Below are 24578 nucleotides of genomic sequence, written 5' to 3'. Positions count from 1 at the left end.
TCGAGAGGCGGTCACGCCAGACTGTCCCGCCACGCCCGGTGCAGATCCGCGAACCGGCCCGTGCCCGCGACGAGTTCGGCCGGGCCGCCGTCCTCGACGATCCGCCCGTGCTCCATCACCAGCACCCGGTCCGCGATCTCGACGGTCGACAGCCGGTGCGCGACGACGACCGCCGTACGGCCCTTCAGCACCGTCGCCATCGCCCGCTGCACGGCCCGCTCGCCCGGGACGTCCAGCGAGCTGGTCGCCTCGTCGAGGATCAGCACGGCCGGGTCGGCCAGCAACGCCCGGGCGAACGCGACGAGTTGCCGCTGCCCGGCCGAAATGCGGCCGCCCCGTTTGCGGACGTCGGTGTCGTAGCCGTCGGGCAGGGCGCTGATGAAGTCGTGCGCGCCGATCTCCTTCGCCGCCTGCTCGATCTCCTCACGGGAGGCGTCCGGGCGGCCGATGGCGATGTTCTCAGCGACCGTGCCGGAGAACAGGAACGCCTCCTGCGTCACCATCACCACCCCGCGCCGCAGTTCGGGCATCGCGAGGTCACGCAGGTCGACGCCGTCGAGCAGCACCCGCCCCTCGGACGGGTCGTAGAACCGGGCGAGCAGCTTGGCCAGGGTCGACTTGCCCGCGCCGGTCGAGCCGACCACCGCGACCGTCTGCCCGGCCGGGATGGTCAGGTCGAAACGGGGCAGCACCTCGCCGCCGGTGCGGTAGCCGAACCGCACCCCGTCGAAGACGACCTCACGGCCGGGATGCTCGCTCTCCAGGGGCGGGAGCTCCTTGGGCACCGACGGCTCGGGCACCGACGGACGCTGCGCGAGCAGCCCGGCGATCTTCTCCAGCGAGGCCGCCGCCGACTGGTACGAGTTGAGGAACATGCCGAGCCGGTCGATGGGGTCGTACAGCCGCCGCAGGTACAGCACCGCCGCCGCCAGCACCCCGAGCGCCAGCGTGCCGTCCGCGACCCGGTAGGCGCTCCACAGCACGATCGCCGCGACGGCCGTGTTGGCGACCAGCCGCGAGCCGGTGACGTACCGGGCCATCTCCAGGAGCGCGTCCCCGTTGGCCCGCTCGTGCCGCTGGTTCAGGACGCGGAAATCGGCGTCGTTGACGGCCTCGCGCCTGAAGGCGCGCACCGGCCGGATGCCGTTCATCGTCTCCACGAACTTCACGATCACGGCGGCGATGGCGGTGGACCGCTGCCCGTACACCCGCGCGGCGCGCCGCCGGTACATCCGTACGAGGAGGTACAGCGGCACGAACGACGCCACCGCCACCGCGCCGAGCCCGAGGTCCAGCCAGAGCAGCAGCGCCGAGATGTAGACGAACGACAGGATGATCGTGACGAGTTCCTGCAGGCCCTCGTCCAGCAGTTCGCGCAGCGACTCGACGTCCGTCGTGGAACGGGAGATGAGCCGGCCCGAGGTGTAGCGCTCGTGGAAGTCGATGCTCAGCGCCTGCGCGTGGCGGAAGATCCGGCCGCGCAGGTCGAGCAGCACGTCCTGGCTGACCCGGACCGAGAGGGCGACGAACGCGTACTGCAGCCCACCCGAGGCCAGCGCGCACACCAGATAACCCACGGCCACCGCGATCAGCGGACCGTGGTCGCCGGCCCGGAACGCGGGCACGGCACGGTCGATCGCGTACGCCACCAGCAGCGGACCCGCCTGCACGGTCGCCTGCACGAGCAGCAGCAGAAGCGACGTCAGGGCGACGCGGGCCTTCATCGGGGCGAGCAGGGAACGCAGCAGGGCGGCGGTGGCGCCCGGGGGAGTGGGCAGGACGTCCCGGTCGAAGGGGTCGCCGGCGCCGGGGGACCGGTCGCCGGGTTTGTCCTGGGCGGGCGTGGTGGCGGGCGCCGTCATCGGCAGTCCTCCTGTTCCCCGGACCGGTCCCCGGCCTCTTCCCCGGCCATTGCTCCGGCCTCTTCTCCGGACATTTCTCCGGGCACTTCTCCGGACATGAGATGCGCGTACTCGGCGTTCATGCGCAGCAGTTCGTGGTGGGTGCCGACCGCGGCGATACGACCGCCGGAGAGCAGGGCGACGCGGTCGGCGAGCAGCACGGTGGACGGGCGGTGCGCCACGATCAGGGCGGTGGTGTCCGCCAGCACCTGCCGCAGGGCGGCCTCGACGGCGGCCTCCGTGTGGACGTCGAGCGCGGACAGCGGGTCGTCCAGGACGAGGAACTCCGGCCGGCCGACGACGGCCCGCGCGAGCGCCAGCCGCTGCCGCTGACCGCCGGAGAGACTGAGCCCCTGCTCACCGACCTGGGTGTCCACCCCCTGGGGCAACGCGTACACGAAGTCGGCCTGCGCCACGGCCAGCGCCCGCTCCAGCTCCGCCTGTCCGGCTCTGTCGCCGGCCCCCATGAGAACGTTGTCGCCGACGCCGGCGGAGAAGAGCGTGGGCTCCTCGAAGGCGACGGCGACCTTGGCACGCAGCTCCTCGCGGGACATCTCCGTGATGTCCACCCCGTCGAGCGTGATCCGCCCCGAGGTCACCTCGTGCAGGCGGGGGATGAGCGCGGTCAGCGTCGTCTTGCCGCTTCCGGTGGCCCCGACCAGGGCCATGGACTCGCCGGGGCGCACGTGGAGGTCGATGCCGTCCAGGGCGGGAGGGGAGCCGGGGGGAGCGTCCGGGTAGCGGAAGGTGACGTTGTGGAACCGTAGACCGCCGCGAGCTGACGCGGTCAGCCCGCGGGCAGCACCTCGCAGCGCCGAGTTGCGCGACCCATCCCCCGACGTCGACGCCGACGCCGATGCCGACGCACCAGAAACCCCCGGCTCCTCCACCTCCGCATCCATCACCTCGAAATACCGTTCCGTCGCCGTCGCCGCCTCCTGACTCATCGCCAGCAGAAACCCGATCGACTCCACCGGCCACCGCAACGCGAGAGCCGTCGACAGAAACGCCACCAGCGTCCCCGCCGACAACTCCCCGTCGGCCACCTGAACGACGCCCACCACCAACGCCGCCCCGATGGCGATCTCCGGCAACGTCACGATGACGCCCCAGAGCGTCGCCAGCAGCCGTGCCTTGCGCAGCTCCGTTCCCCGCAAGGTCCCCGACAGCTCCCGGAACGCCCGCGCCTGACTCCGGTGCCGCCCGAACCCCTTGATGATCCGGATGCCGAGCACGCTCTCCTCGACGACCGTGGTCAGATCCCCCACCTGGTCCTGCGCGAGCCGCGCCACCTCGGCGTACCGCTTCTCGAAGACCACGCACATCACGATCATCGGCACGGCCGGACCGAGGATCACCAGCCCCAGCGTCCAGTCCTGCAGCAGCATGATGATCACGCCGACGAGAATCGTCACCCCGTTGACCAGCAGGAACGTCAACGGAAAGGCGAGGAACATGCGCAGCAGCATCAGGTCCGTCGTCCCCCGGGACAGCAGCTGCCCCGAGGCCCACCGGTCGTGGAAGGCCACCGGCAGCCGCTGCAGGTGCCGGTACAGATCCGCCCGCATCTCCGCCTCGACGTGCGACAGCGGCCGGGCCACCAGCCACCGCCGCAGCCCGAACAGCAGCGCCTCGGCGAACCCGAGCAGCAGCAGGTACAGCGCCCCGAGCCACACGCCCGCCGGATCCCGGTCGGCGACCGGACCGTCCACCATCCACTTCAGGACGAGCGGGATCACCAGCCCCGCGCAGGAGGCGAGGATCGCGACGAACGCGGCGGTGAACAGCCGCACCCGCACGGGCCGAACGTACGGCCACAGACGCAGCAACGTACGTACGGCGGAACGGTCGTTGGCGGGGTTGCGGGCCAGGTCCTGGCCGGGTTCCCGGGCGGGTGCGGATGTCGTGGCCATCAGCAGCGAGCCTACGGATCGCCACTGACACTGCCCACCGAGTTTTGGCCGGACCGCGACCGGCCGCCGGTCCTACGACCTGCGCGTTCGAGGAGTCGTACGACGGCATCAACCGATCGGATGATGCCCGTTCGAGCGTGACGGCCGATGCGGCGGACCCCGCCGCCCCGGGACCCTCGACGCATGTCCGTCATCGAAGTCACCGACCTGCGCAAGGCCTACGGCGGCAGGCCCGTCGTCGACGGTGTATCCTTCGCCGTCGAGGAGGGCGAGATCTTCGGCATTCTCGGCCCGAACGGCGCCGGCAAGACCACCACCGTCGAGTGCGTCGAGGGCCTGCGGGTCCCCGACGCGGGCCGCGTCCGCGTCACCGGCCTGGACCCCGTCACCGACCACGAGAAGGTCGCCCGCGTCCTCGGCGCCCAGCTCCAGCAGAGCGAGCTCCAGGCCAAGCTCACCGTCCGCGAGGCGCTGGAACTGTACGCGGCCTTCCACCCGAGCCCGCTCGACTGGAGGCCGCTCGCCGAACGCCTCGGCCTGACCACCAAGCTGACCACCCGGTTCGCCAAGCTCTCCGGTGGCCAGAAGCAGCGCCTGTTCATCGCGCTCGCGCTCGTCGGCAATCCCCGGATCGTCGTCCTGGACGAGTTGACCACCGGCCTCGACCCGCGCGCCCGCCGGGACACCTGGAAGCTGATCGAGGACATCCGCGCGAACGGCGTGACCGTCCTCCTCGTCACCCACTTCATGGAGGAGGCACAGCGCCTGTGCGACCGGATCGCCGTGCTCGACAAGGGGCGGGTGGCCGCGCTGGACACCCCGGCCGGCCTGATCCGCCGCTCCACGGGCGCCACGGTCATCAGCTTCACGCCGTCCGCGCAGCTCGACGACCGTGACCTGAACGCGCTGCCCGCCCTCGCGTCGATCGACCGCAAGGACGGCCGTATCACGCTCGCCGGCACCGACGAGACGGTGAACGCCGTCATCACGCTCCTCGCCCGCCACCACATCACCGCCCACCAACTCCGCGTGACTGACGCCACGTTGGACGACGCGTTCCTCGACCTCACGCAGGAGGCAGCGGCATGAGCGCGGCCGTCGTCAACACCGCCGTACTGAAGACCGAGGCCCGGCTCGTCCGCCGGGAACCCGGCACCCTGTTCTGGATCCTGGTGTTCCCCGCTCTCCTGCTGGCGATCCTCGGCACCATCCCGGACTTCCGCGAGCCGGACCCCACCTTCGACGGGCTGCGCGTGATCGACGTCTACGTCCCGATCACCGTGCTGCTCGGCCTGACCGTCGGCGGACTCCAGTCGATGCCGCAGACACTCACCGGCTACCGCGAGCGCGGCATCCTGCGCCGGATGTCCACCACGCCCGTACGGCCCTCCGCCCTGCTGTCCGCGCAGATGCTGGTGCACGGCGCGGCTGCCCTGGCCTCGGCGGTGCTGGCCCTCGCGGTCGGCCGGTTGGCCTTCGACGTACGACTGCCGCAGCAGGGCTTCGGATACGCCGCGGCCCTGATCCTGACCGTCCTGGCCGCCTTCGCCCTGGGCTCGGTGGTCGCCGCCCTGTCCCGGACGACGAGCATCGCGACCGCCCTCGGGACCGCCCTGATGTTCCCGTCGATGTTCTGCGCGGGCCTGTGGCTGCCGGTGCAGGCCATGCCGGACCTGATGGCCCGAGTCGTCGGCTACACCCCGTTCGGGGCGGCGGCGCCGGCGCTGAACCAGGCGGCGGCGGGTGACTGGCCCGGCTGGGACCACCTGGGCGTGCTCGTCGCCTGGACGGTCCTGCTCACCGCCGCGGCCTCGCGCTGGTTCCGCTGGGAATAGGCGACCGTCCGTGCAGACTGGGAAGATGACCGCGGTGGACCGGCACATCGAGAAGCGGTGGGAGCAGTTCCACACCTGGGGTCCGTACGGGCTGCTCGGTATCTCCACCGTCTTCTCGGCCGTCACCACCGAGCTGTTGGACGGCCCCGGCGAGTGGTACGCGGCCGGGATCCTGGTCGTCGCCGCGCTCGCCCTCCAGCTGTGGTGGGACGGGACCCGGACCCGCCGGACCGGCCGCGGTCTGACCCCCTCCCGGACCGGGACGGCGTACTACGTCCTGCGCTGGGTGTTCGCCTTCGCCCTCGCCTGGATCAACCCGTTCTTCGCGTTCTACGCGGTCGCGGGCTACTTCGACGCCGACAAGCTGATCCCGGGCAGACGTCGGCAGCGGCTCGCCATGGTCCTCACCTCGATCGTCATGGCCGGCTCGCAGTCCGGCGGGCTGCCGCCGGAAGGCGAGGGCCATTGGGCGGTGTTCGCCGGGCTCCTGGTGGTGAACAACGCGCTGGTGATGGCGATCGCCCACATCAGCGAGCAGGAGGAGATCCGCTCCCGGGCCAGGGCCGTCACCATCGCCGAACTCGAACGCACCAACGCGGCGTTGCAGCAGGCCCTCGACGAGAACGCCGCCCTGCACGCCCAACTCCTGGTCCAGGCAAGGGAAGCCGGGGTCGCCGACGAGCGCCGCCGCCTCGCCGCCGAGATCCACGACACCCTCGCCCAGGACCTGACCGGCATCATCGCCCAGCTCCAGGTCGTCGCGACCGCCCCCGACCTGCCGACCGCCCGCACCCACCTCGACCGCGCCTCCGCCCTGGCCCGCCACAGCCTCGGCGAGGCCCGCCGCTCCGTGCAGAACCTCGTTCCCGTGGCACTGGCGGACGACGGACTGCCGGAAGCCCTGAAGAGCACGGTCGCCGAATGGGGCGAACGCACGGGCGTGCGCGCGGAGTTCACGGTGACGGGCACCGCGGAACAACTCCACGACGAGGTCTCGGCGACGCTGCTGCGGATCGCCCAGGAGGCCCTGTCCAACGCCTCCCGCCACGCCCGGGCCACCCGCCTCGGTGTCACCCTGTCCTTCCTGGGCGACGAGGTCATCCTCGACATCCGCGACGACGGGCGGGGCTTCGACCCGCTCGCCCTCCCCGAACGCACCCGCACCGGCGGTTTCGGCCTGGACGGCATGCGGGCCCGCGCCGAACGCATCGCGGGCTCCCTCACGGTCGAGTCCGAGCCGGGCCACGGCACGACGGTCTCGGCTCGCGTACCGTTGGTCCGCCATGAGTGACGAGGTGTTGATCTCCCTGCTGATCGTCGACGACCACCCTGTCGTACGGGACGGCCTGCGCGGCATGTTCGAGTCCGCGCCGGGTTTCAGGGTCCTGGGGGAGGCGTCGAACGGCGTCGAGGCGGTCTCGCTCGCCTCCGAACTCGACCCCGACGTGATCCTCATGGACCTGCGCATGCCGGGCGGGGGAGGAGTGGCCGCCATCCACGAGCTGACCAGCACCGGCGCCCGCGCCAAGGTCCTCGTCCTCACCACGTACGACACCGACTCCGACACCCTCCCCGCGATCGAGGCGGGCGCCACCGGCTACCTGCTCAAGGACGCCCCGCGCGAGGAGCTCTTCACCGCCGTGCGGGCCGCCGCCGAGGGCCGCACCGTCCTCTCCCCGGCCGTGGCCTCCCGTCTTGTGTCCGCGGTCCGTGCTCCCAGGGCGCCCGGCAACGAGCCGCTGTCCGCGCGTGAGCGCGAGGTCCTGGCCCTGGTCGCCCGGGGCACCTCCAACCGGGAGATCGCCCGTGAGCTGTTCATCAGTGAGGCGACGGTGAAGACCCACCTCACCCACCTGTACGCCAAGCTCGGCGTCAAGGACCGCGCGGCGGCGGTGGCGGTGGCGTACGACCGGGGAATCCTCGGCTGAGCAGCCGCCCGGGCCGGGTTTCAGCGGTCCGCGACCCGCATCTCGAACCAGGTCGTCTTTCCGCGCGGCAGCAGATCGACCCCCCACCGGTCGGACAGCTTGTCGACCAGGAAGAGTCCCCGGCCGCTGACGTCCAGCTCCTGAACCGGCATCAGGCAGGGCAGGCCACGGGACGGGTCGCGGACCTCGACGCGGATCCAGCCGCGGCGGCGGCGCATGCGCAGGCCGAAGACGCGGGCGCCGGTGTGGCGTACGGCGTTGCCCACGAGCTCCGACACGAGCAGGACGGCGCCCTCCGCGGTCTTGGGTCCGAGTCCCCACTCGCGCAGGATCACCACCTGGACGAGCCGCCGCGCGGTGGCCGCGGACTCGGGACGGGACGGCAGCGGGACCTCCGCATCCGTCGGGTTGCCGAACAACTCGAGCGCCTTCAACGCGCGTTCGTCCTCGACCGCCGGCGACCAGCGCGCCGCGGTCGCACGTGCGTGTCCCCGCGGCTGTTCCATACCCTCCAGCCCCGCCATGCCCCCATCATGGCCGCCCAGCGCTCCCCCCGGGGCCGTTACCGGGGAATACGCCCCCTTCGAGCCCCCGCCGCACGGCAGTCGATCGGCATATGTCATAAGCATTGCAGGGTCGGCCGCGGCTCGCCTGACCTGCGGCGACGGCTGTGCTGCCGGCAATCGACAGACTCCCTCGACAAGGCGGACTTAAGGGTGCCTTAAGGCTCCCATAAACCGCCCCATCGAGGGACCCGGATCGGACGTGCCGTCAATTGCAAGAGGACGCGGGCAGATGCACGGGACGATGCGCGGGAGGGCGCACGGGACGACGCGCCACAGCAGCCGGCAGACTCAGGTGAGGGCTCAGGGGAGGATGCAGGGGAGGACTCGGGGCAGGACTCAGGGCAGGACTCAGAGGAACTTCGCCTTGCCCGGCCCCTCCTCCACGAAGCTGCGCATCCCCCGGGCACGGTCCTCCGTGGCGAACAGGCCCGCGAACCAGTTGCGTTCCACGGCCAGACCCGTCTCGAGGTCCGTCTCCAGGCCCGTGTCGATCGACTCCTTGGCCGCGCGCAGCGCGATCGCCGGCCCCTGCGCCAGCTTCGCGGCCCAGGCGTGCGCCTGGTCGTACACCTCGGCGGCCGGGACGATCCGGTCCACCAGGCCCAGGGTGAGCGCCTCGTCGGCCCTGACCTGGCGGCCCGTGAAGATGAGGTCCTTGGCCTTGGACGGGCCGATCAGCCGGGCCAGGCGCTGGGTGCCGCCCGCGCCCGGGATCAGGCCGAGGAGGATCTCCGGCTGGCCGAGCTTGGCGTTGTCGGCGGCGATGCGGTAGTCCGCGCACAGCGCGAGCTCGCAGCCGCCGCCCAGCGCGTACCCCGTCACGGCGGCGACGACCGGCTTGGGGATGCGGGCCACGGCGGTGAACGAGTCCTGCAGGGCGCGGGCGCGCAGGACCATCGCCGTGTGGTCCATCGCCTGCATCTCCTTGATGTCCGCGCCCGCCGCGAACACCTTCTCGCCGCCGTAGATCACCACGGCGCGCACGTCCTCCCGGCGCGTGGCCTCCTCCGCGAGCTCCTTGAGCCGGTCCTGCGTGGCGACGTCCAGCGCGTTCATGGGCGGGCGGTCCAGGCGCAGCGTGCCGACGCCGTCCGCGACTTCCAGATGTACGGTCATGCGCAGCAGGTTAACGGGCACTAACGACAACGGGCCCGGTGCGGTCGGTCACACCGGGCCCGTACATCTGACGAGGACCTACTTCTTCCACTTCTCCCACGACATGTTCCAGCCGTTGAGCCCGTTGTCCGGGGCGACGGTCCGGTCGTTGGAGTTCTTGACGATCACCACGTCGCCGATCAGGGAGTTGTTGAAGAACCAGGCGGCCGGCGTGCCCTTGTCCCAGCCGCCGCGCACGTCGCGCAGACCGATGCAGCCGTGGCTGGCGTTGTAGTCGCCGAAGGCGCCGCTCGCCCAGTAGTTGCCGTGCAGGAAGGTGCCGGAGGTGGTCAGGCGCACGGCGTGCGGGACGTCCTTGATGTCGTACTCGCCGCCGTAGCCGACCGTCTCGCCGTTCATGCGGGTCACCACGTGCTTCTCGCTGATGACCATCTGCCCGTTCCAGGTCTCCATGCCGGGCTTGCCGGTGGTGACGGGGATGGTCTTGATCACCTTGCCGTCCCGCATGACCTTCATCGTGAGCTTCTTGGCGTCGACGACGGAGACCTGGTTGCGGCCGATGGTGAAGGAGACGGTCTTGTCCTGCTTGCCGTAGACGCCGTCGCGGCCCTCGACGCCGTCGAGGTTGAGGTCGACGGTGACCTTGGTGCCGGGCTTCCAGTACTTCTCCGGCCGGAAGTCGAGGCGGTCGTTGCCGAACCAGTGGCCCTCGACGTCGACGGCCGGCTCGGTCCTGAACCTGATGGCCTTCTCGACGGCCTCGGGGTTGGTGATGCCCCGGGTGAAGCGGATCGAGAACGGCATGCCCACGCCGACCTTGGAGCCGTCCTCGGGGGTGAAGACGCCGACGAAGGTGTTCTTCGGCGTCAGTGTGGTGAAGCCGGCGTCCTCCGCGGCCGTACGGCCCTCGGAGTCCTTGGCGACCGCGTGCACCGTGTACTTGGTGGCGGCGGCCAGGTGGGTGGACGGCGTCCAGGTGGCGCCGTCCCCGGATATCTTCCCGTCGACCTCGTCGCCCTCGGCGTCCTTGACCACGACCTCGGTCAACTTGCCCTTCGCGGCGCTCACTTCGAGGACGCCGCTGGTGTCGACGGCCTTCGCGCCGTCCTTCGGCGTGATGCTGACGACGGCCTCGGACTGCTTGCTCCGGGCCGCAGCCGAATCTGAGGCGTTCTCGCCCTTGCCGTCCCCCGGCCCGGACTCCGAGCCCGACCCCCCGCCGCACGCGGTGACGGCCAGCAGCAGCACGCCGAGTATCAGTGCCAGCGGCCCCCTGCGGCCCCGCACCCGTGCGTCAACCGACGCCCCCCATATCGGTCCCTTGTTCAAGTTTTCTCCCCTCGCAGGGCCCGGTCAGGCCTGCACCCCTGCGCGTCCCGAGCGCGCACCGGCGCATAGTAACCACAGGCCACGGGCGTACGGGCCGTGCGAGTGTCACCGTTCAGTCCCAACTTCAACGGAAAGTTGGGACCACCCGCCCCCCTGTCGGCCTACTCGCCCCCGTATCGGATTACTTCACCGCACTACCCGCCTTCCACGCCTTCCAGCTCATATTCCACCCGCCGAGCCCGTTGTCGGGAGCGACCTTCTTGTCCTTGCTGTTCACGACCTCGACGACGTCCCCGATGAGACTGCGGTCGAAGAACCAGCCCGCCGGGGTGTCCGCGCCGCCGCCCTTCACATCGCGCAGCCCCACACAGCCGTGGCTGACGTTGGTCCGGCCGAAGACGTTCTCAGGCGCCCAGTAGTTGCCGTGCAGGAAGGTGCCGGAGGTGGTCAGGCGCATGGCGTGCGGCACGTCCGGGATGTCGTACTCGCCCTTGCCGTCGGCCTTCTTGAAGCCGACCGTGGCGCCGTTCATCCGGGTCAGCTCCAGCATCTCGGTGACCACCATCTTGCCGTTGTACGTGGTGGTCTTCGGCGCCCCGGCCGTGATCGGCACGGTGGCCAGCAGCTCGCCGTCCCGCCGCACCTGCATGGTGTGCTTCGCCGCGTCGACGAGGGAGACCTGACTGCGGCCGACGGTGAAGGAGAACCTCTTGGACTGCAGCCCGTAGACCCCGCGCGCCCCTTCCACGTCCCTCAGGCGCAGGTCGACGGTGACCTTGGTGCCCGGCTTCCAGTAGTGCTCGGGGCGGAAGTCGATACGGGACCGGCCGAACCAGTGCGGGCGGACCTCGACGGCGGGTTCCGCGGTCACCCGGATCGCGCGTTCGACGGCCGCGCGGTGGGTGATCTCCCGGTTGAACTCCAGCGAGACGATCATCCCGGTGCCGACCGTGGCCCGGTTCTCCGGGCTGACGTACCCGATGAACCGCTCCGCCGGGACGTACGTCGTGAACGTGACGTGGCGGGCCGAGCGGCGCCCGTGGCCGTCCAGGGCCACCGCGTCGACCGTGTACCGGGCGGCCAGCGCCAGCCTCTCCTCCTCCGGTTCCCAGGTCAGCCCGTCGGCGGAGATCCGCCCGGGCACCGGGAAGTCCTGCGCGTCCTGCGAGCGGACGACCTTCACCGACTCCAGCCGCCCGTCCGGCACCCGCACCCGCAGCTTCTCACCGGGGCGCACGCCCCTGCTGCCGTCCGCGGGGGTGACGCGGATGACGTCCTCGGCGGCCGGGGGAGCGCCGAACGCCCCGCCGATCCCGCCTCCACCGCCGTCCGGGGTACAGCCGACGACCCCGGCCAGCAGTCCTGCCCATGTCACTACGGCGGCCAGCACGGCCCTCGCGCGCCGTGCGCGCCCTTTTACGTGCCTCACGAGGAGCCCAACGACGGTCCTCGTCCCCGGGAAACGACCATGCCGCCCCCCGGGGAAACGTGAGTGCGAGCCACCCTCTGGGCAGAACAGTGGGGAGGACGACGCGCAGGGGAGCCGTGGCCCGGGCCGCACCGAGGTGGCCGCACTTCTCTGTCCCCCGTCGTTCCACGAGCCGCGGGAGGCTGACAGGTGTCCAGCGCAGCCGAGCAGGAGGCGGTGGCCGGCGATCGGGCCACCGAGGACGGCCGCCCGGCCGCCGTCGTGAACGGCGTCAGGCAGCCCGCGCTGCCCACCGTGCCCGCGTGGCCGGGCGCGCCGATGCCGCTGGGTGCCCGCTTCCGGGCCGGCCCGGACGGCGTGGCGGGGACCAACTTCGCGCTGTGGGCGGGTGGGGCCGAGGGGGTGGAGCTGTGCCTCTTCGACGAGCGGGGCAAGGAGACGCGCGTCCGGCTGACCGAACTGACGCACGAGATCTGGCACGGCTTCGTGCCCGGCGTGCTCCCCGGCCAGCGCTACGGCTACCGGGTGCACGGCCGGTGGGACCCGTGGACCGGCGCCCGCTGGAACCCGGCGAAGCTGCTCCTCGACCCGTACGCGCGCGCGGTGGACGGTGACTTCAGTCTGCCGCCGGAGGTGTACGGGCACGTCCGGGACTGGCCCCAGCAGCACGTCGCCGACACCGTGCGCGACGACCGCGACTCGGCGCCGTACGTCCCCAAGGGCGTCGTCGTCCACGATGACGACGACTGGGCCGACGACCGCCGCCCCAAGACGCCGTGGGCCGACTCGGTCATCTACGAACTCCACGTCAAGGGCTTCACCAAGCTGCACCCCGGCATCCCCGAGGACCTGCGCGGCACCTACGCCGGCCTCGCCCACCCGGCGGCCGTCGAGCACCTGGTGAAGCTGGGCGTCACGGCCGTGGAGCTGCTGCCGGTGCACCAGTTCGCGCACGAGGACCACCTGCTGCGCCGGGGACTGCGCAACTACTGGGGCTACAACTCCATCGGCTACTTCGCCCCGCACGCCGCCTACGCGGCCTCCGGCACGACCGGCCAGCAGGTCGGCGAGTTCAAACGCATGGTGCGCGCCCTGCACGCGGCCGGCATCGAGGTCATCCTCGACGTGGTGTACAACCACACGGCCGAGGCGGGCGAGCTGGGACCGACGCTGTCGTTGAAGGGCATCGACAACCGCGGCTACTACCGCCTCCAGCCCGACGCCCGCCGGTACGCCGACTACACCGGCTGCGGCAACACCCTCCACGTCGTCCAGCCGCACGTGCTGCGCCTCATCACGGACTCCCTGCGCTACTGGGTGACGGAGATGGGCGTGGACGGCTTCCGCTTCGACCTGGCGGCGGCGCTGGCCCGCTCCATGCACGACGTCGACATGCTCTCCCCGTTCCTCGCGGTCATCGCCCAGGACCCGGTCCTGCGCCGGGTCAAGCTCATCGCGGAGCCGTGGGACGTGGGCTCCGGCGGCTACCAGGTGGGTGCCTTCCCGCCCCTGTGGACGGAGTGGAACGACCGCTACCGCAACGCCGTACGGGACTTCTGGCGGCACGCCCTGCCCGACGTACGCGAGATGGGCTACCGCCTGTCGGGCTCCAGTGACCTGTACGCCTGGGGCGGGCGGCGCCCGTACGCCTCGGTCAACTTCATCACCGCGCACGACGGCTTCACCCTGCGCGACCTCGTGTCCTACGAGCGCAAGCACAACGAGGCCAACGGCGAGGGCAACCGGGACGGCACCGACGACAACCGGGCCTGGAACTGCGGCGCCGAGGGCGAGACGGACGACGAGCGGATCCGGGCGCTGCGCAGGCGGCAGCTCCGCAACCTGCTGACCACCCTGCTGCTGTCGACGGGCGTGCCCATGCTGGTGGCGGGCGACGAACTGGGCCGGACGCAACGCGGCAACAACAACGCCTACTGCCAGGACAACGAGATCAGCTGGGTCGACTGGAGCCTGCTGGAGGAGCCCGGCTGGAAGGCCCTGTTCGACCTGACCTCCCGGCTGATAGAGCTCCGCCACCGGCATCCGGTGCTGCGGCGCCGGGCCTTCTTCTCCGGGCGGCCGCAGACCGCGGACGGGCTGCGCGACCTGGCCTGGTTCACCTCCCGGGGCACGGAGATGACGGAGCAGGACTGGTACGCGCCCGCCGCCACGCTCGGCATGTACCTCTCCGGGCGGGACATCCCGGGCCGCGACGAGCGCGGCGCGCAGATCCTCGACGACAGCTTCCTCGCCGTGCTGCACGCCGGGGAGCGGCCGGTGAGCTTCGTCCTGCCGGGCCCGCCGTGGGCGGAGCGCTACGAGGTGGTCGTCGACACCAGCCGGGAGGAACAGGCCGAGGCACCGGGCGTGGAACACCGGGCGGGCACGGCGATCACGGTGCCGGCCCGGGCGGTGCTGCTGCTGAAGGTGGCCGACTGAGGCACCCCCGGGTGAGGGCGGCGGGGTGAGGGCGGGCTGCGCGACCCGTGCGAGCCGCTCTTCGGGTGAATCGGCGGTTTTCCGTCGCAACCCTCCTTAAATGGTGCGGGTGACGCACCCCACCCGAATCACCCGCACCCTGCTCGCGACCGCTGCCCTGGCCGGTGTCGCCGCACTGGCCGCCTGTGGCACCGAGACGGCGAACCGGGCCGCCGAGGCCACCAGGACGGCCGAGACCATCAAGTCGGCGGATACCACCAAGGCGGCCCTGCCCGCCCCGCGCGAGAAGAAGCCCGTCGAGGGACTGCCCGGCATGCCGCCCGTCCTCGACCCGAAGGACGTCTACGCCGCCGACCGCCCGGGCAAGCTGTCCCCGGTGGTCAAGGACTTCCCGTCCCGGGTCTACGTCCCCAACACCGAGTCCGACACGGTCTCCGTCATCGACCCGAAGACGTACGAGATCGTCGACACCATCCCCGTCGGCCGCCAGCCCCAGCACGTCGTGCCCTCCTGGGACCTGAAGACCCTGTGGGTGAACAACAACCGCGGCCACACGCTCACCCCCATCGACCCCAGGACGGGCAGGGCGGGCAAGCCGGTCGAGGTCCACGACCCGTACAACCTCTACTTCACGCCCAACGGCAGGTACGCCGTCGTGATGGCCTCCCTCGACCGCGAACTGGTCTTCCGCGACCCGCACACCATGGAGCGGAAGAAGACCGTCCCGGTCAGCTGCTACGGCGTCAACCACGCCGACTTCTCCCTCGACGGCCGCTACTTCATCGTCTCCTGCGAGTTCAGCGGCGAGCTGCTGAAGGTCGACACCGAGAAGATGAAGGTCGTCGGGCAGCAGAAGCTGCCGTTCGAAGGCGCGATGCCTCAGGACGTGAAAATCTCCCCGGACGGCAAGAAGTTCTACATCGCCGACATGATGGCCCACGGCATGTGGGTCCTGGACGGCGACAAGTTCACCGAGCCCACCCTCCTGCCCACCGGCAAGGGCTGCCACGGCCTGTACGTCAGCCGCGACTCGCGCGAGATGTACGTCTCCAACCGCGGCGAGGGCACCGTCTCCGTCTTCGACTTCACCCGGAACAAGCTGACCAAGAAGTGGCAGCTGCCCGACGGCGGAAGCCCCGACATGGGCGGCGTCTCCGCCGACGGCAAGGTCCTGTGGCTGTCCGGCCGCTACGACGCCGAGGTGTACGCCATCGACACCCGCACCGGAACCCAGCTCGCCCGCGTCCCGGTCGGCAGCGGCCCGCACGGTCTCGCGGTCTACCCGCAGCCGGGCCGCTACTCGCTCGGTCACACCGGCATCTTCCGCTGACGTCAGGGCTGTTGACGGGACGCGCCGCCGCACGAGTGACGATCCCCGGGCCGCCGCCGCGACATCGCGATCGTACTGGCCATGATCACAGCTCGTCTGCGGCGGCGTGCCGCTGCCGCCGTCCTCTCCCTCGCGGCCGTCCTCACGACGACGGCCGCCACGGCTGAGGACCGCGTCAAGGCGGCGGCATCGACCGGAAGTGCATCATCGGCGTCTGCCCGGTGAACAAGACCACCAAGGTCGAGATCATGAGCGGCTGCCAGAGCAACCCCCACTACGAGGCATGGCACTGAGCAGCAGCTCCGCCCCCACCGGTCGGTAGCCGGCCGCCTGGAACGCCCGCACGCTGCGGGCGTTCCCCGGCGCGATCTGCGCCCACAGCGGCTCCGTGACGAGCTGCCGGGCCGCCGTCGCCAGCGCCCGGCCCAGCCCCCGGTGCCGTACTCCCTCGTCCACCTCCACCGACACCTCCAGCCGCCCGGCGACCCCGCGCCCCAGCACCAGCACACCGCCGTCCGTCGTCCACGCGCGCACGTCGTCGCGCCGCCCGCGGGCGTAGGCGATCCGTGGATGGCCGAGGTCCTCGACCTCCTGCAGCGCGAGGGGCGGCTCACCCGGCAGCGGGGAGCCGACCAGGACCGCGTCGATGGTCTCGGAGGTACGCCCCGTCCGCGCCATGAAGGCCGCGAGGAACCGTGCGTTCATCGGCGCGGCCAGGGGATCGCAGTCCAGCGCGTCCAGCGTGTCGTACACCCACCGCGGGTCCTCGTCCGTGAAGACCACCGAGTGCCCGGTGAAGGCGATCACCCCCGCGTCCCGATCGCAGTGCTGCGGCACGACCGTCGTACCGCCGTCCGCCGCTGGGAAGACCCCCCGCGCCGCCGCGCCGAGAATGTCCCGCAGAGTGTCGGCCACCGAGCGCTCCTTGAGTCTCCACCCACTGGAAGGCCCAGACTCGCAGACATGATCGACGAGGGCACCGGACTTTTCACCATCGGCGAGCTGGCCCGGGCTACGGGACTGACCGTACGCACCGTCCGCTACTGGTCCGACGAGGGCGTCCTGCCCCCGGTGGGCCGGTCCGCGGGCGGCTACCGGCTGTACGACGCCGCGTCCGTCGCCCGCCTGGAACTGATCCGCACCCTGCGTGAACTGGGCCTCGGCCTGGACGACGTACGCGGGGTGCTGGCGGGGGAGCGGACGGTCGCGGACGTCGCGGCCACGCATGTCGCTGCGCTGGACGCGCAGATCCGGTCGCTGAAGGTGACCCGTGCGGTGCTGTCGACCGTGGCGCGACGCGGTTCGACCGCAGAGGAGATGACACTCATGAACAAGCTGGCGCGGCTGTCCGCCACTGAACGGCAGCGGATCATGGAGGAGTTCGTAGAGGAGACGCTGCACGGGCTCGACACCGTCGATCCGGAGATACGGGAACGGATGCGGCGTACCGCGGTGGACCTCGCGGACGACCCGACGCCCGAGCAGGTCGACGCCTGGGTCGAGCTGGCCGAGATGCTCCAGGACCCCGAGTTCCGGGCGCACATGCGCAGGGCGGCCGAGTTCAACGCCGCCGACCGGACGCCCCAGGCTCCCAGAGGGCGGTCCCTGTGGTTCGCCAAGCGTCTGGTGGCGCTGGTGGGACCGGCACGGGAACGCGGCATCGACCCAGGGGCGCCCGAGGCCGAGGACGTGCTGCGGGAACTGTTCGGGGACGCCGACCGGGCCGCCGTGCTGGAGCGCATGACGGCGGGGTTCAACGACCGTGTCGCCCGCTACCGCGAACTGCTCGCCATCGTGAACCGGGAGCCCGCACCCCCGCACGCCGAGGACTTCGCATGGGTGGTCGCCGCACTGGAGTCTCGGGCGGGCAGTTAATCTGACCTCCGTCAACCGGACGGCGAAGTACGAGATGAGGGGCGGATCGGTGGCGGACATCGAGGAAGCGCGCAAGCAGTTCGAGCGGATCGATACGGACGGGGACGGATTCATCACCGCTGCCGAGTTCAAGGCCGCCCTGGCCCAGGCGGGCGACTGGAACGTCACCGAGTCGGTCGCGGAGGTCATCATCAGGACCCGCGACCTCAACGGCGACAAGGTGCTGTCGTTCGACGAGTTCTGGTCGTACCTGAGCAAGTGACGCCCGCGGGAAGGGGGGCCGGTCCGGGAGCGGACCGGGCCCCCTTCCTCCTGGCTGGCGCACCGGGGGCTGGAAGCCGTTCCTCTACGCGTACGACTTACTGGGGGGACGCCCGCCCTGCCGACGGGCCGTGACGGCTCCGAGCGCCACCGCCGCTCAGGACGCCCGCCTCCGGTACTGCCCCGGTGCCACGCCGTACTCGCGCTTGAACACCTTGGCGAAGGCGAACTCCGAGTAGCACCCGGTGCGTTGGGCGACCTGGCGCAGGGGAAGGTCGTCGGTGCGCAGTAGGCGGCCGGCCGTCGTCATGCGCCACCACGTCAGGTACGCCAAGGGCGGCCGGCCCACCAGCGCCGTGAAGCGGCGGGCGAAGGCCGCACGGGACAGGCCGCCACGGGCAGCTCCACCGCCGCCCGCAGCGAGCGGTGCGGCGCGCGGCCGGGCGAGCCGGGTGAGGCAGGGCCGTCAGGCGTCCTCGGCCCACTTCCGCAACGCCGCCTTGCTCGCGAAGTCGGCGACGTTCCTGTCCAGCGGATCGTCGGTGTACTGGTGGAAACGCCACTTGGCCTTGATGCGGGGCTTGCCCGCGGTGACGTAGTCGGCGATCCAGAGGCCGTCGCCCGCGTAGGACGTGGTGTCGACGTTGAGCCAGTAGTACCGGTTGCAGTAGAGCACGACCCGGTTGTTCGGCTGTAACTCCTTCACCTTCCGGATGAAGCGGTCCTTCTCGGCGTTGGTCGCGTGGGTGCCGTCGCCGGTCGTCTCCCAGTCGACGGCGAGGATGTCGCCCGCCCGCTCCGGGGCCTTGCCGACGAAGTACTCGGCCTGGGCCGTGAGGTTGCCCGGCCAGAGGAAGTGGTAGAAGCCGACGACCAGCCCGGCGTCGCGGGCCGTCTTCGTCTGGGCGGCGAGTTTGGGGTTGACGTACGAACGGCCTTCCGTCGCCTTGACGAAGACGAAGGAGAGGCCGTCGGTGTCGTACGAGGAGGGCTGGTAGGAGCTGACGTCGATGCCGCGGAGCATGAGGCACTCCCTGACATTCCGTGGGGGGACGGGAGTTGATGATGCCCGCAGATCAGCCCTCGTAACGAGGGAAACGGTTCAGCATTCGATGATGTTCACGGCCAGCCCGCCCCGCGCCGTCTCCTTGTACTTCACCGACATGTCCGCGCCGGTGTCCTTCATCGTCTTGATGACCTTGTCCAGCGACACCTTGTGGGAGCCGTCGCCTCGCATCGCCATGCGGGCGGCCGTGACGGCCTTGACCGCGGCCATGCCGTTGCGTTCGATGCACGGGATCTGGACGAGGCCGCCGACCGGATCGCAGGTCAGGCCGAGGTTGTGCTCCATGCCGATCTCGGCCGCGTTCTCGACCTGTTCGGGCGTGCCGCCCAGGACCTCGGCGAGCGCGCCCGCCGCCATCGAGCAGGCGGAGCCGACCTCGCCCTGGCAGCCGACCTCTGCGCCGGAGATGGAGGCGTTCTCCTTGAAGAGCATGCCGATCGCGCCGGCGGCGAGGAGGAAGCGGACCACGCCGTCCTCGTCCGCGCCGGGCACGAAGTTCATGTAGTAGTGCAGGACCGCCGGGATGATGCCGGCCGCGCCGTTCGTGGGGGCGGTGACGACCCGGCCGCCGGCCGCGTTCTCCTCGTTCACCGCCATCGCGTAGAGGGTGATCCACTCCATCGCGTGGGCCGCCGCGTCGCCCTCGGCACGCAGTTGGCGGGCCGTCATCGCCGCGCGGCGGCGGACCTTCAGGCCGCCGGGCAGGATGCCCTCGCGGGACATGCCGCGCGCCACGCACGCCTGCATCACCCGCCAGATCTCCAGCAGGCCCCCGCGGATCTCGTCCTCCGTGCGCCAGGCCCGCTCGTTCTCCAGCATCAGCGAGGAGATCGACAGGCCCGTCTCCTTCGTCAGGCGCAACAGCTCGTCGCCCGTGCGGAAGGGGTACTTCAGGACCGTGTCGTCCAGCTTGATGCGGTCCGCGCCGACCGCCTCCTCATCCACGACGAAGCCGCCGCCCACCGAGTAGTACGTCTTCGTGAGGAGTTCCGCGCCCGCCGCGTCGTACGCCCACAGGGTCATGCCGTTGGCGTGGTAGGGGAGGGCCTTGCGGCGGTGCAGGACCATGTCCTGGTCGAAGCCGAACGCGATCTCGTGCTCGCCGAGGAGCTTCAGACGCCCGCCGGCCTTGATGGCCTCCACCCGGTCGTCGGCCGTCTCCACGTCGACCGTGCGCGGCGAGTCGCCCTCCAGCCCGAGCAGCACCGCCTTGGGTGTGCCGTGGCCGTGGCCGGTCGCGCCGAGGGAGCCGTACAGCTCGGAGCGTACGGACGCGACGGACTCCAGCAGCCCCTCGTTGCGCAGCCGGCGGGCGAACATGCCGGCCGCCCGCATCGGGCCCACCGTGTGGGAGCTGGACGGGCCGATGCCGATCGAGAACAGGTCGAAGACCGAGATGGCCACGGTGACTCCTCAGTGCGGGGGTGGTGCGAGGGTGGTGCGGTGCTGGTGCGGGGGCGGGGCACCGAGGTCGTCGGCGCCCCGCCGCCCGTTCACTTGTTCAGGTCGGGGTACAGCGGGTGCCGGTCTGCCAGCGCCTTCACCCGTGCCTTCAGGGCCTCGGCGTCGTACGACGGCTTCAGCGCCTCGGCGATGACATCCGCGACCTCGGCGAAGTCCTCGGCCGTGAAGCCGCGGGTCGCGAGCGCGGGCGTGCCGATCCTCAGGCCCGAGGTCACCATCGGCGGCCGCGGGTCGTTCGGGACCGCGTTGCGGTTGACGGTGATGCCGATCTCGTGGAGCCGGTCCTCGGCCTGCTGCCCGTCCAGCTCGGAGTCGCGCAGGTCCACCAGGACCAGGTGCACGTCCGTGCCGCCGGAGAGGACCGAAACGCCGTGCTGGGTGACGTCGTCCTTCACCAGGCGCTCGGCGAGGATCCGCGCGCCCTCCAGGGTACGGCGCTGGCGCTCCTTGAAGTCGTCCGAAGCCGCCACCTTGAAGGCGACCGCCTTGGCCGCGATCACGTGCTCCAGCGGACCGCCCTGCTGACCGGGGAAGACCGCGGAGTTGATCTTCTTGGCCAGCTCGGCCGTGGAGAGGATCACACCGCCGCGCGGGCCGCCCAGCGTCTTGTGGGTCGTGGTCGTGACCACGTGCGCGTGCGGCACCGGGTTGGGGTGCAGCCCGGCCGCGACGAGCCCCGCGAAGTGCGCCATGTCGACCATCAGGTACGCGCCGACCTCGTCCGCGATCCGGCGGAACGCGGCGAAGTCCAGCTGCCGCGGGTACGCGGACCAGCCGGCCACGATCAGCTTCGGCTTGGACTCCTTCGCCAGCCGCTCGACCTCGGCCATGTCGACCCGGCCGTCCTCGCCCACGTGGTAGGCGACGACGTCGTACAGCTTGCCGGAGAAGTTGATCTTCATGCCGTGGGTCAGGTGCCCACCGTGCGCGAGGTTCAGACCCATGATCGTGTCGCCGGGCTTGAGCAGCGCGAACATCGCGGCCGCGTTGGCCTGGGCGCCCGAGTGCGGCTGCACGTTGGCGTGCTCGGCGCCGAAGAGCTCCTTGACCCGGTCGATGGCGATCTGCTCGACCACGTCGACGTGCTCGCAGCCGCCGTAGTAGCGGCGGCCCGGGTAGCCCTCGGCGTATTTGTTGGTGAGGACCGAGCCCTGCGCCTCCATGACCGCGACCGGCGCGAAGTTCTCCGAGGCGATCATCTCGAGGGTGGACTGCTGGCGCCGCAGCTCGGCGTCGACCGCGGCGGCGACGGCCGGGTCGAGCTCGTGCAGCGGGGCGTTCAGAAGAGACGTCATGTACGGGCTCCTCAGCCGGCGATGTGGGCGTCGTACTCGGCGGCGGAGAGCAGGTCGGCCGGCTCGTCCGTGAGGCGCACCTTGAACAGCCAGCCGCCCTCGAAGGGGGCCGAGTTCACCAGCGACGGGTCGTTCACGACGTCCTCGTTGACCTCGGTGACCTCACCGGAGACCGGGGAGTACAGGTCGGACACCGACTTGGTCGACTCCAGCTCGCCGCAGGTCTCGCCCGCGGTCACCGTGGCACCGACCTCCGGGAGCTGGACGAAGACGACGTCGCCGAGCGCGTTGGCCGCGTGCTCCGTGATGCCGACCGTCGCGACACCGTCCTCGGCGGCCGACAGCCACTCGTGCTCCTTGCTGTAGCGCAGCTGCTGGGGGTTGCTCATGGCCTGAATTCTCCTGTACGCGGGGGAGTGCTGATGAATGGGGGACTACTGAAACCGCTGCTGAGCAGCGTGAATGTGCGCGGGGTCACGCGGGGCCGCGCGTCAAGTGTCTACTTCTGGCGCTTGTAGAACGGCAGCGCCACGACCTCGTACGGCTCGTGGGTGCCCCGGATGTCCACCGCGACGCCCGGCGTGCCCGGCGCCGCGTGCGCCGGGTCGACGTACGCCATCGCGATCGGCCTGCCCAGCGTGGGGGAGGGGGCGCCGGAGGTGACCTCGCCGATCACCTCGCCGCCGGCGACGACCGTGTACCCGGCGCGCGGGACGCGGCGGCCCTCGGCGACCAGGCCGACGAGGACCCGGGGAGGCTGCGAGGCGGCCCGCTCGGCGGCCCGCTCCAGGGCCGCGCGGCCGACGAAGTCGCCCTCCTTGTCGAACTTCACCACCCGGCCGAGCCCGGCGTCGAACGGGGTGAGCCCGGTCGACAGCTCGTGCCCGTACAGCGGCATGCCCGCCTCCAGGCGCAGCGTGTCCCGGCAGGACAGCCCGCACGGGACCAGTCCGGCGCTCTCGCCCGCCTTGCTCAGCGCCTGCCACAGCTCGACCGCGTGCTCGGGCTTCACGAACAGTTCGAAGCCGTCCTCGCCGGTGTAGCCGGTACGGGCGATCAGCGCCGGGACACCGGCGACCGTGCCGGGCAGCCCGGCGTAGTACTTCAGGCCGTCGAGGTCGGCGTCGGTGAGGCTCTTCAGGATCCCCGGGGACTCGGGCCCCTGGACGGCGATCAGCGCGTAGGCGTCACGGTCGTCGCGCACCTCGGCGTCGAAGCCGGCGGACCGTTCCACGAGGGCGTCCAGCACCACCTGGGCGTTGGAGGCGTTGGCGACGACCAGATATTCGGGGGCCTCGGTCTCGGCGAGCCGGTAGACGATCAGGTCGTCCAGGATGCCGCCGTCCTCCCGGCAGATCATGGTGTAGCGGGCGCGGCCGACCTTGACGGCGCCGATGTTGCCGACCAGCGCGTAGTCGAGGAGCGCGGCCGCCTGGGCGCCGGTCACCGTGATCTCGCCCATGTGCGAGAGGTCGAACAGCCCGGCCTTCGTACGGACGGCGGTGTGCTCGTCGCGCTCGGAGCCGTAGCGCAGGGGCATGTCCCAGCCGGCGAAGTCGGTCATCGTCGCGCCGAGCGCACGGTGCACGGCATCGAGCGCGGTATGGCGGAGCGGATGGGACGCGGGGGATACAGGGGAATCGGCACTGCTCATCGGTCGGTCGTCTCCCAGGGCATGACGGCGAGGTCGTTCCTCCCCATCTGTCATCGGAACCTGAGAGGTTCGCCACGACCGCCACAGGGACGATCACGGCTTGCACCTTGGGTGGGACCGCCCCTTCCGGTCGTCAGGGGTGGCCCGCTTTTCAGATGTGCCTCGCCCGCGCGGTAACGGGGCCTGAGAGATTCAAGGGAGGGACTTGCTCCTTCGGCGCCCCAGCGACAGTGTGCTGGGAACTCTCCCGCGCGGATTCAAACGGCCGGTATGCAGTTGGCGCGCACATCATTGCACGCATCTCTCGGGCGTGGCAGGGGGACCTTTCACAGGGAACGCACAGCGTGCACAGGCGATCACAGCAGGCTGTGACACGCCTGTTGCGGGAAGTGAACGAAAACACGAGACCTCCGGCATTACCTTCTCTTTACACTCGGCGGGGATGGGACTCGTACCTGGCCCCAGGGGAGGACGATCACGGTGAACAGGACCACGGCGTACGCCACGACCACGGGCATGGCGCTGCCCAAGCAGCCCGACCCGGCTCGGGAGGCGTGCGGCCCACTGCGGTCACCCGTCGTCCGTGATCTGCGGGAGAGGGGCGGCCGCAGCCCGCACGCCCTGCTCTTCGCCCCGCAGGACCTCGTCGTGATCACCGGTCTGCCCGGCAGCGGCAAGTCCACCCTCATGCGGCGCGCCGTCAAGGGGGTGCGCATCGACTCCCAGGACACGCGCGACCGCTGGGACACCCGGATGCCCCGCTTCCTCCCCTACGCCGTCTACCGCCCGCTCGTCCGCCTCGCCCACTACACCGGGCTGCGCCGCGCCCTGCGCACCGGCGAAGGGATCGTCGTGCACGACTGCGGCACGCAGGCCTGGGTGCGCCGCTGGCTGGCCCGCGAGGCCCGCCGCCGGGGCGGCGTCCTGCACCTGCTGCTGCTCGACGTCACGCCGGAACAGGCCCTGGCCGGCCAGCGCGAACGCGGCCGCGGGGTCTCGCGCTACGCCTTCCTGCGGCACCGCGCGGCCACCACCCGCCTGCTGCGCTCCGTCGAGAAGGGCGACCTGCCCGCCGGCTGCGGCTCGGCGATCCTCGTGGACCGGGACGCGGCGAACACCCTGCGCCGCATCGGCTTCACGGGCTGAACGCCGGGGTGCGGTACCGGTTAGCCTTTCA

The 24578-nt window shown here is 71.1% G+C and carries 21 protein-coding genes, 2 pseudogenes and 2 riboswitches; of the genes and pseudogenes, 10 read left to right on the top strand and 13 right to left on the bottom strand.

The genetic code is table 11. The features are described from left to right. Nucleotides 1-11: 11 nt before the first annotated feature. Together ACYVMZ_RS24960 and ACYVMZ_RS24955 are read right to left on the bottom strand one after the other, a co-directional pair. Entirely contained in the window at nucleotides 12-1862 is a 1851-nt protein-coding gene (locus ACYVMZ_RS24960) for an ABC transporter ATP-binding protein (protein WP_461083276.1), read from the bottom strand. After that, the gene (locus ACYVMZ_RS24955; RefSeq protein ID WP_461083274.1) at nucleotides 1859-3814 is read right to left on the bottom strand and encodes an ABC transporter ATP-binding protein; all 1956 of its coding nucleotides are present in this window, start codon (nucleotides 3812-3814) and stop codon (nucleotides 1859-1861) included. Before ACYVMZ_RS24955 ends, ACYVMZ_RS24960 begins: the two co-directional genes overlap by 4 nt. 183 nt (nucleotides 3815-3997) lie before the next feature. Here ACYVMZ_RS24955 and ACYVMZ_RS24950 point away from each other — a divergent pair, with 183 nt between their 5' ends. Genes ACYVMZ_RS24950 through ACYVMZ_RS24935 form a run of 4 tightly spaced genes read left to right on the top strand, consistent with a single transcriptional unit; the run spans nucleotide 3998 to nucleotide 7577 of the window. Further along, on the top strand, nucleotides 3998-4903 hold the full coding sequence (locus ACYVMZ_RS24950) for an ABC transporter ATP-binding protein (RefSeq protein ID WP_461083272.1): 906 nt from the start codon (nucleotides 3998-4000) through the stop codon (nucleotides 4901-4903). Continuing rightward, complete coding sequence (locus ACYVMZ_RS24945) at nucleotides 4900-5649, top strand: ABC transporter permease (RefSeq protein WP_461083270.1); 750 nt, start codon at nucleotides 4900-4902, stop codon at nucleotides 5647-5649. Before ACYVMZ_RS24950 ends, ACYVMZ_RS24945 begins: the two co-directional genes overlap by 4 nt. A 25-nt stretch (nucleotides 5650-5674) precedes the next feature. Then, nucleotides 5675-6940: a sensor histidine kinase gene (locus tag ACYVMZ_RS24940; RefSeq protein ID WP_461083268.1), complete on the top strand. Its 1266-nt coding sequence runs from the start codon at nucleotides 5675-5677 to the stop codon at nucleotides 6938-6940. Continuing rightward, on the top strand, nucleotides 6933-7577 hold the full coding sequence (locus ACYVMZ_RS24935) for a response regulator (protein ID WP_461083266.1): 645 nt from the start codon (nucleotides 6933-6935) through the stop codon (nucleotides 7575-7577). Before ACYVMZ_RS24940 ends, ACYVMZ_RS24935 begins: the two co-directional genes overlap by 8 nt. A gap of 20 nt (nucleotides 7578-7597) precedes the next feature. Here ACYVMZ_RS24935 and ACYVMZ_RS24930 read toward each other — a convergent pair whose 3' ends face one another. The 4 genes from ACYVMZ_RS24930 to ACYVMZ_RS24915 all read right to left on the bottom strand — a co-directional run bounded on the left by ACYVMZ_RS24930 (nucleotide 7598) and on the right by ACYVMZ_RS24915 (nucleotide 12017). After that, nucleotides 7598-8101, bottom strand: coding sequence for an ATP-binding protein (locus tag ACYVMZ_RS24930; protein ID WP_461083264.1), 504 nt, complete (start codon nucleotides 8099-8101; stop codon nucleotides 7598-7600). A gap of 390 nt (nucleotides 8102-8491) precedes the next feature. Continuing rightward, nucleotides 8492-9259, bottom strand: a complete 768-nt coding sequence (locus ACYVMZ_RS24925; protein ID WP_461083262.1) for an enoyl-CoA hydratase/isomerase family protein — start codon at nucleotides 9257-9259, stop codon at nucleotides 8492-8494. A gap of 78 nt (nucleotides 9260-9337) precedes the next feature. After that, complete coding sequence (locus ACYVMZ_RS24920; RefSeq protein ID WP_461083260.1) at nucleotides 9338-10588, bottom strand: L,D-transpeptidase; 1251 nt, start codon at nucleotides 10586-10588, stop codon at nucleotides 9338-9340. A 181-nt stretch (nucleotides 10589-10769) separates the two neighbouring features. Continuing rightward, a complete protein-coding gene (locus tag ACYVMZ_RS24915; RefSeq protein WP_461083258.1) occupies nucleotides 10770-12017 on the bottom strand; it encodes a L,D-transpeptidase in 1248 nt (415 codons plus the stop codon). Nucleotides 12018-12206: 189 nt separating this feature from the next. Between ACYVMZ_RS24915 and glgX the strand changes: the two genes are divergently transcribed. From glgX to ACYVMZ_RS24900, 3 genes and pseudogenes are all read left to right on the top strand, one after another. Further along, the gene (gene glgX, locus ACYVMZ_RS24910) at nucleotides 12207-14456 is read left to right on the top strand and encodes a glycogen debranching protein GlgX (protein ID WP_461083256.1); all 2250 of its coding nucleotides are present in this window, start codon (nucleotides 12207-12209) and stop codon (nucleotides 14454-14456) included. Nucleotides 14457-14556: 100 nt separating this feature from the next. Continuing rightward, nucleotides 14557-15786 (top strand): YVTN family beta-propeller repeat protein, encoded by a 1230-nt coding sequence (locus ACYVMZ_RS24905; RefSeq protein ID WP_461083254.1) that lies wholly within the window; start codon nucleotides 14557-14559, stop codon nucleotides 15784-15786. A gap of 182 nt (nucleotides 15787-15968) precedes the next feature. Continuing rightward, a pseudogene (locus tag ACYVMZ_RS24900) lies at nucleotides 15969-16079 on the top strand (ADP-ribosyltransferase); the annotation flags it as partial. On the opposite strand, the gene ACYVMZ_RS24895 reads toward ACYVMZ_RS24900, so the two are convergent. Beyond that, nucleotides 16033-16701, bottom strand: a complete 669-nt coding sequence (locus tag ACYVMZ_RS24895; RefSeq protein WP_461083252.1) for a GNAT family N-acetyltransferase — start codon at nucleotides 16699-16701, stop codon at nucleotides 16033-16035. The pseudogene ACYVMZ_RS24900 and the gene ACYVMZ_RS24895 overlap by 47 nt on opposite strands. Nucleotides 16702-16749: 48 nt before the next feature. Here ACYVMZ_RS24895 and ACYVMZ_RS24890 point away from each other — a divergent pair, with 48 nt between their 5' ends. Both ACYVMZ_RS24890 and ACYVMZ_RS24885 read left to right on the top strand, forming a co-directional pair. Next, nucleotides 16750-17661 carry a MerR family transcriptional regulator gene (locus ACYVMZ_RS24890; RefSeq protein ID WP_461083250.1) on the top strand — a complete coding sequence of 304 codons (912 nt, stop codon included), beginning with the start codon at nucleotides 16750-16752 and terminating at the stop codon, nucleotides 17659-17661. Between the two features lie 49 nt (nucleotides 17662-17710). Beyond that, entirely contained in the window at nucleotides 17711-17923 is a 213-nt protein-coding gene (locus tag ACYVMZ_RS24885; RefSeq protein ID WP_461083248.1) for an EF-hand domain-containing protein, read from the top strand. Nucleotides 17924-18079: 156 nt separating this feature from the next. Here ACYVMZ_RS24885 and ACYVMZ_RS24880 read toward each other — a convergent pair. From ACYVMZ_RS24880 to gcvT, 6 genes and pseudogenes are all read right to left on the bottom strand, one after another. After that, nucleotides 18080-18322 (bottom strand): annotated as a pseudogene (locus ACYVMZ_RS24880) (helix-turn-helix transcriptional regulator); the annotation flags it as partial. Between the two features lie 66 nt (nucleotides 18323-18388). Further along, the gene (locus ACYVMZ_RS24875; protein WP_461083246.1) at nucleotides 18389-18946 is read right to left on the bottom strand and encodes a glycoside hydrolase family 25 protein; all 558 of its coding nucleotides are present in this window, start codon (nucleotides 18944-18946) and stop codon (nucleotides 18389-18391) included. 78 nt (nucleotides 18947-19024) lie between these two features. Then, nucleotides 19025-20392, bottom strand: coding sequence for an L-serine ammonia-lyase (locus tag ACYVMZ_RS24870; protein WP_461083244.1), 1368 nt, complete (start codon nucleotides 20390-20392; stop codon nucleotides 19025-19027). Nucleotides 20393-20481: 89 nt separating this feature from the next. Next, nucleotides 20482-21747 carry a serine hydroxymethyltransferase gene (gene glyA / locus ACYVMZ_RS24865; RefSeq protein WP_461083242.1) on the bottom strand — a complete coding sequence of 422 codons (1266 nt, stop codon included), beginning with the start codon at nucleotides 21745-21747 and terminating at the stop codon, nucleotides 20482-20484. Between the two features lie 11 nt (nucleotides 21748-21758). Next, a complete protein-coding gene (gene gcvH / locus ACYVMZ_RS24860; RefSeq protein ID WP_461083240.1) occupies nucleotides 21759-22136 on the bottom strand; it encodes a glycine cleavage system protein GcvH in 378 nt (125 codons plus the stop codon). Between the two features lie 110 nt (nucleotides 22137-22246). Next, nucleotides 22247-23401, bottom strand: coding sequence for a glycine cleavage system aminomethyltransferase GcvT (gcvT, locus tag ACYVMZ_RS24855; RefSeq protein WP_461083239.1), 1155 nt, complete (start codon nucleotides 23399-23401; stop codon nucleotides 22247-22249). A 37-nt stretch (nucleotides 23402-23438) separates the two neighbouring features. Continuing rightward, a riboswitch (glycine riboswitch) is annotated at nucleotides 23439-23562 on the bottom strand. Continuing rightward, nucleotides 23563-23661: riboswitch (glycine riboswitch) on the bottom strand. A 220-nt stretch (nucleotides 23662-23881) separates the two neighbouring features. Between gcvT and ACYVMZ_RS24850 the strand changes: the two genes are divergently transcribed. Next, nucleotides 23882-24547, top strand: a complete 666-nt coding sequence (locus ACYVMZ_RS24850) for an AAA family ATPase (protein ID WP_461083237.1) — start codon at nucleotides 23882-23884, stop codon at nucleotides 24545-24547. The last annotated feature ends 31 nt before the right edge of the window (nucleotides 24548-24578 follow it).

This window comes from Streptomyces deserti (assembly GCF_054782695.1).
This window is presented reverse-complemented; position numbering and strand designations above follow the sequence as displayed.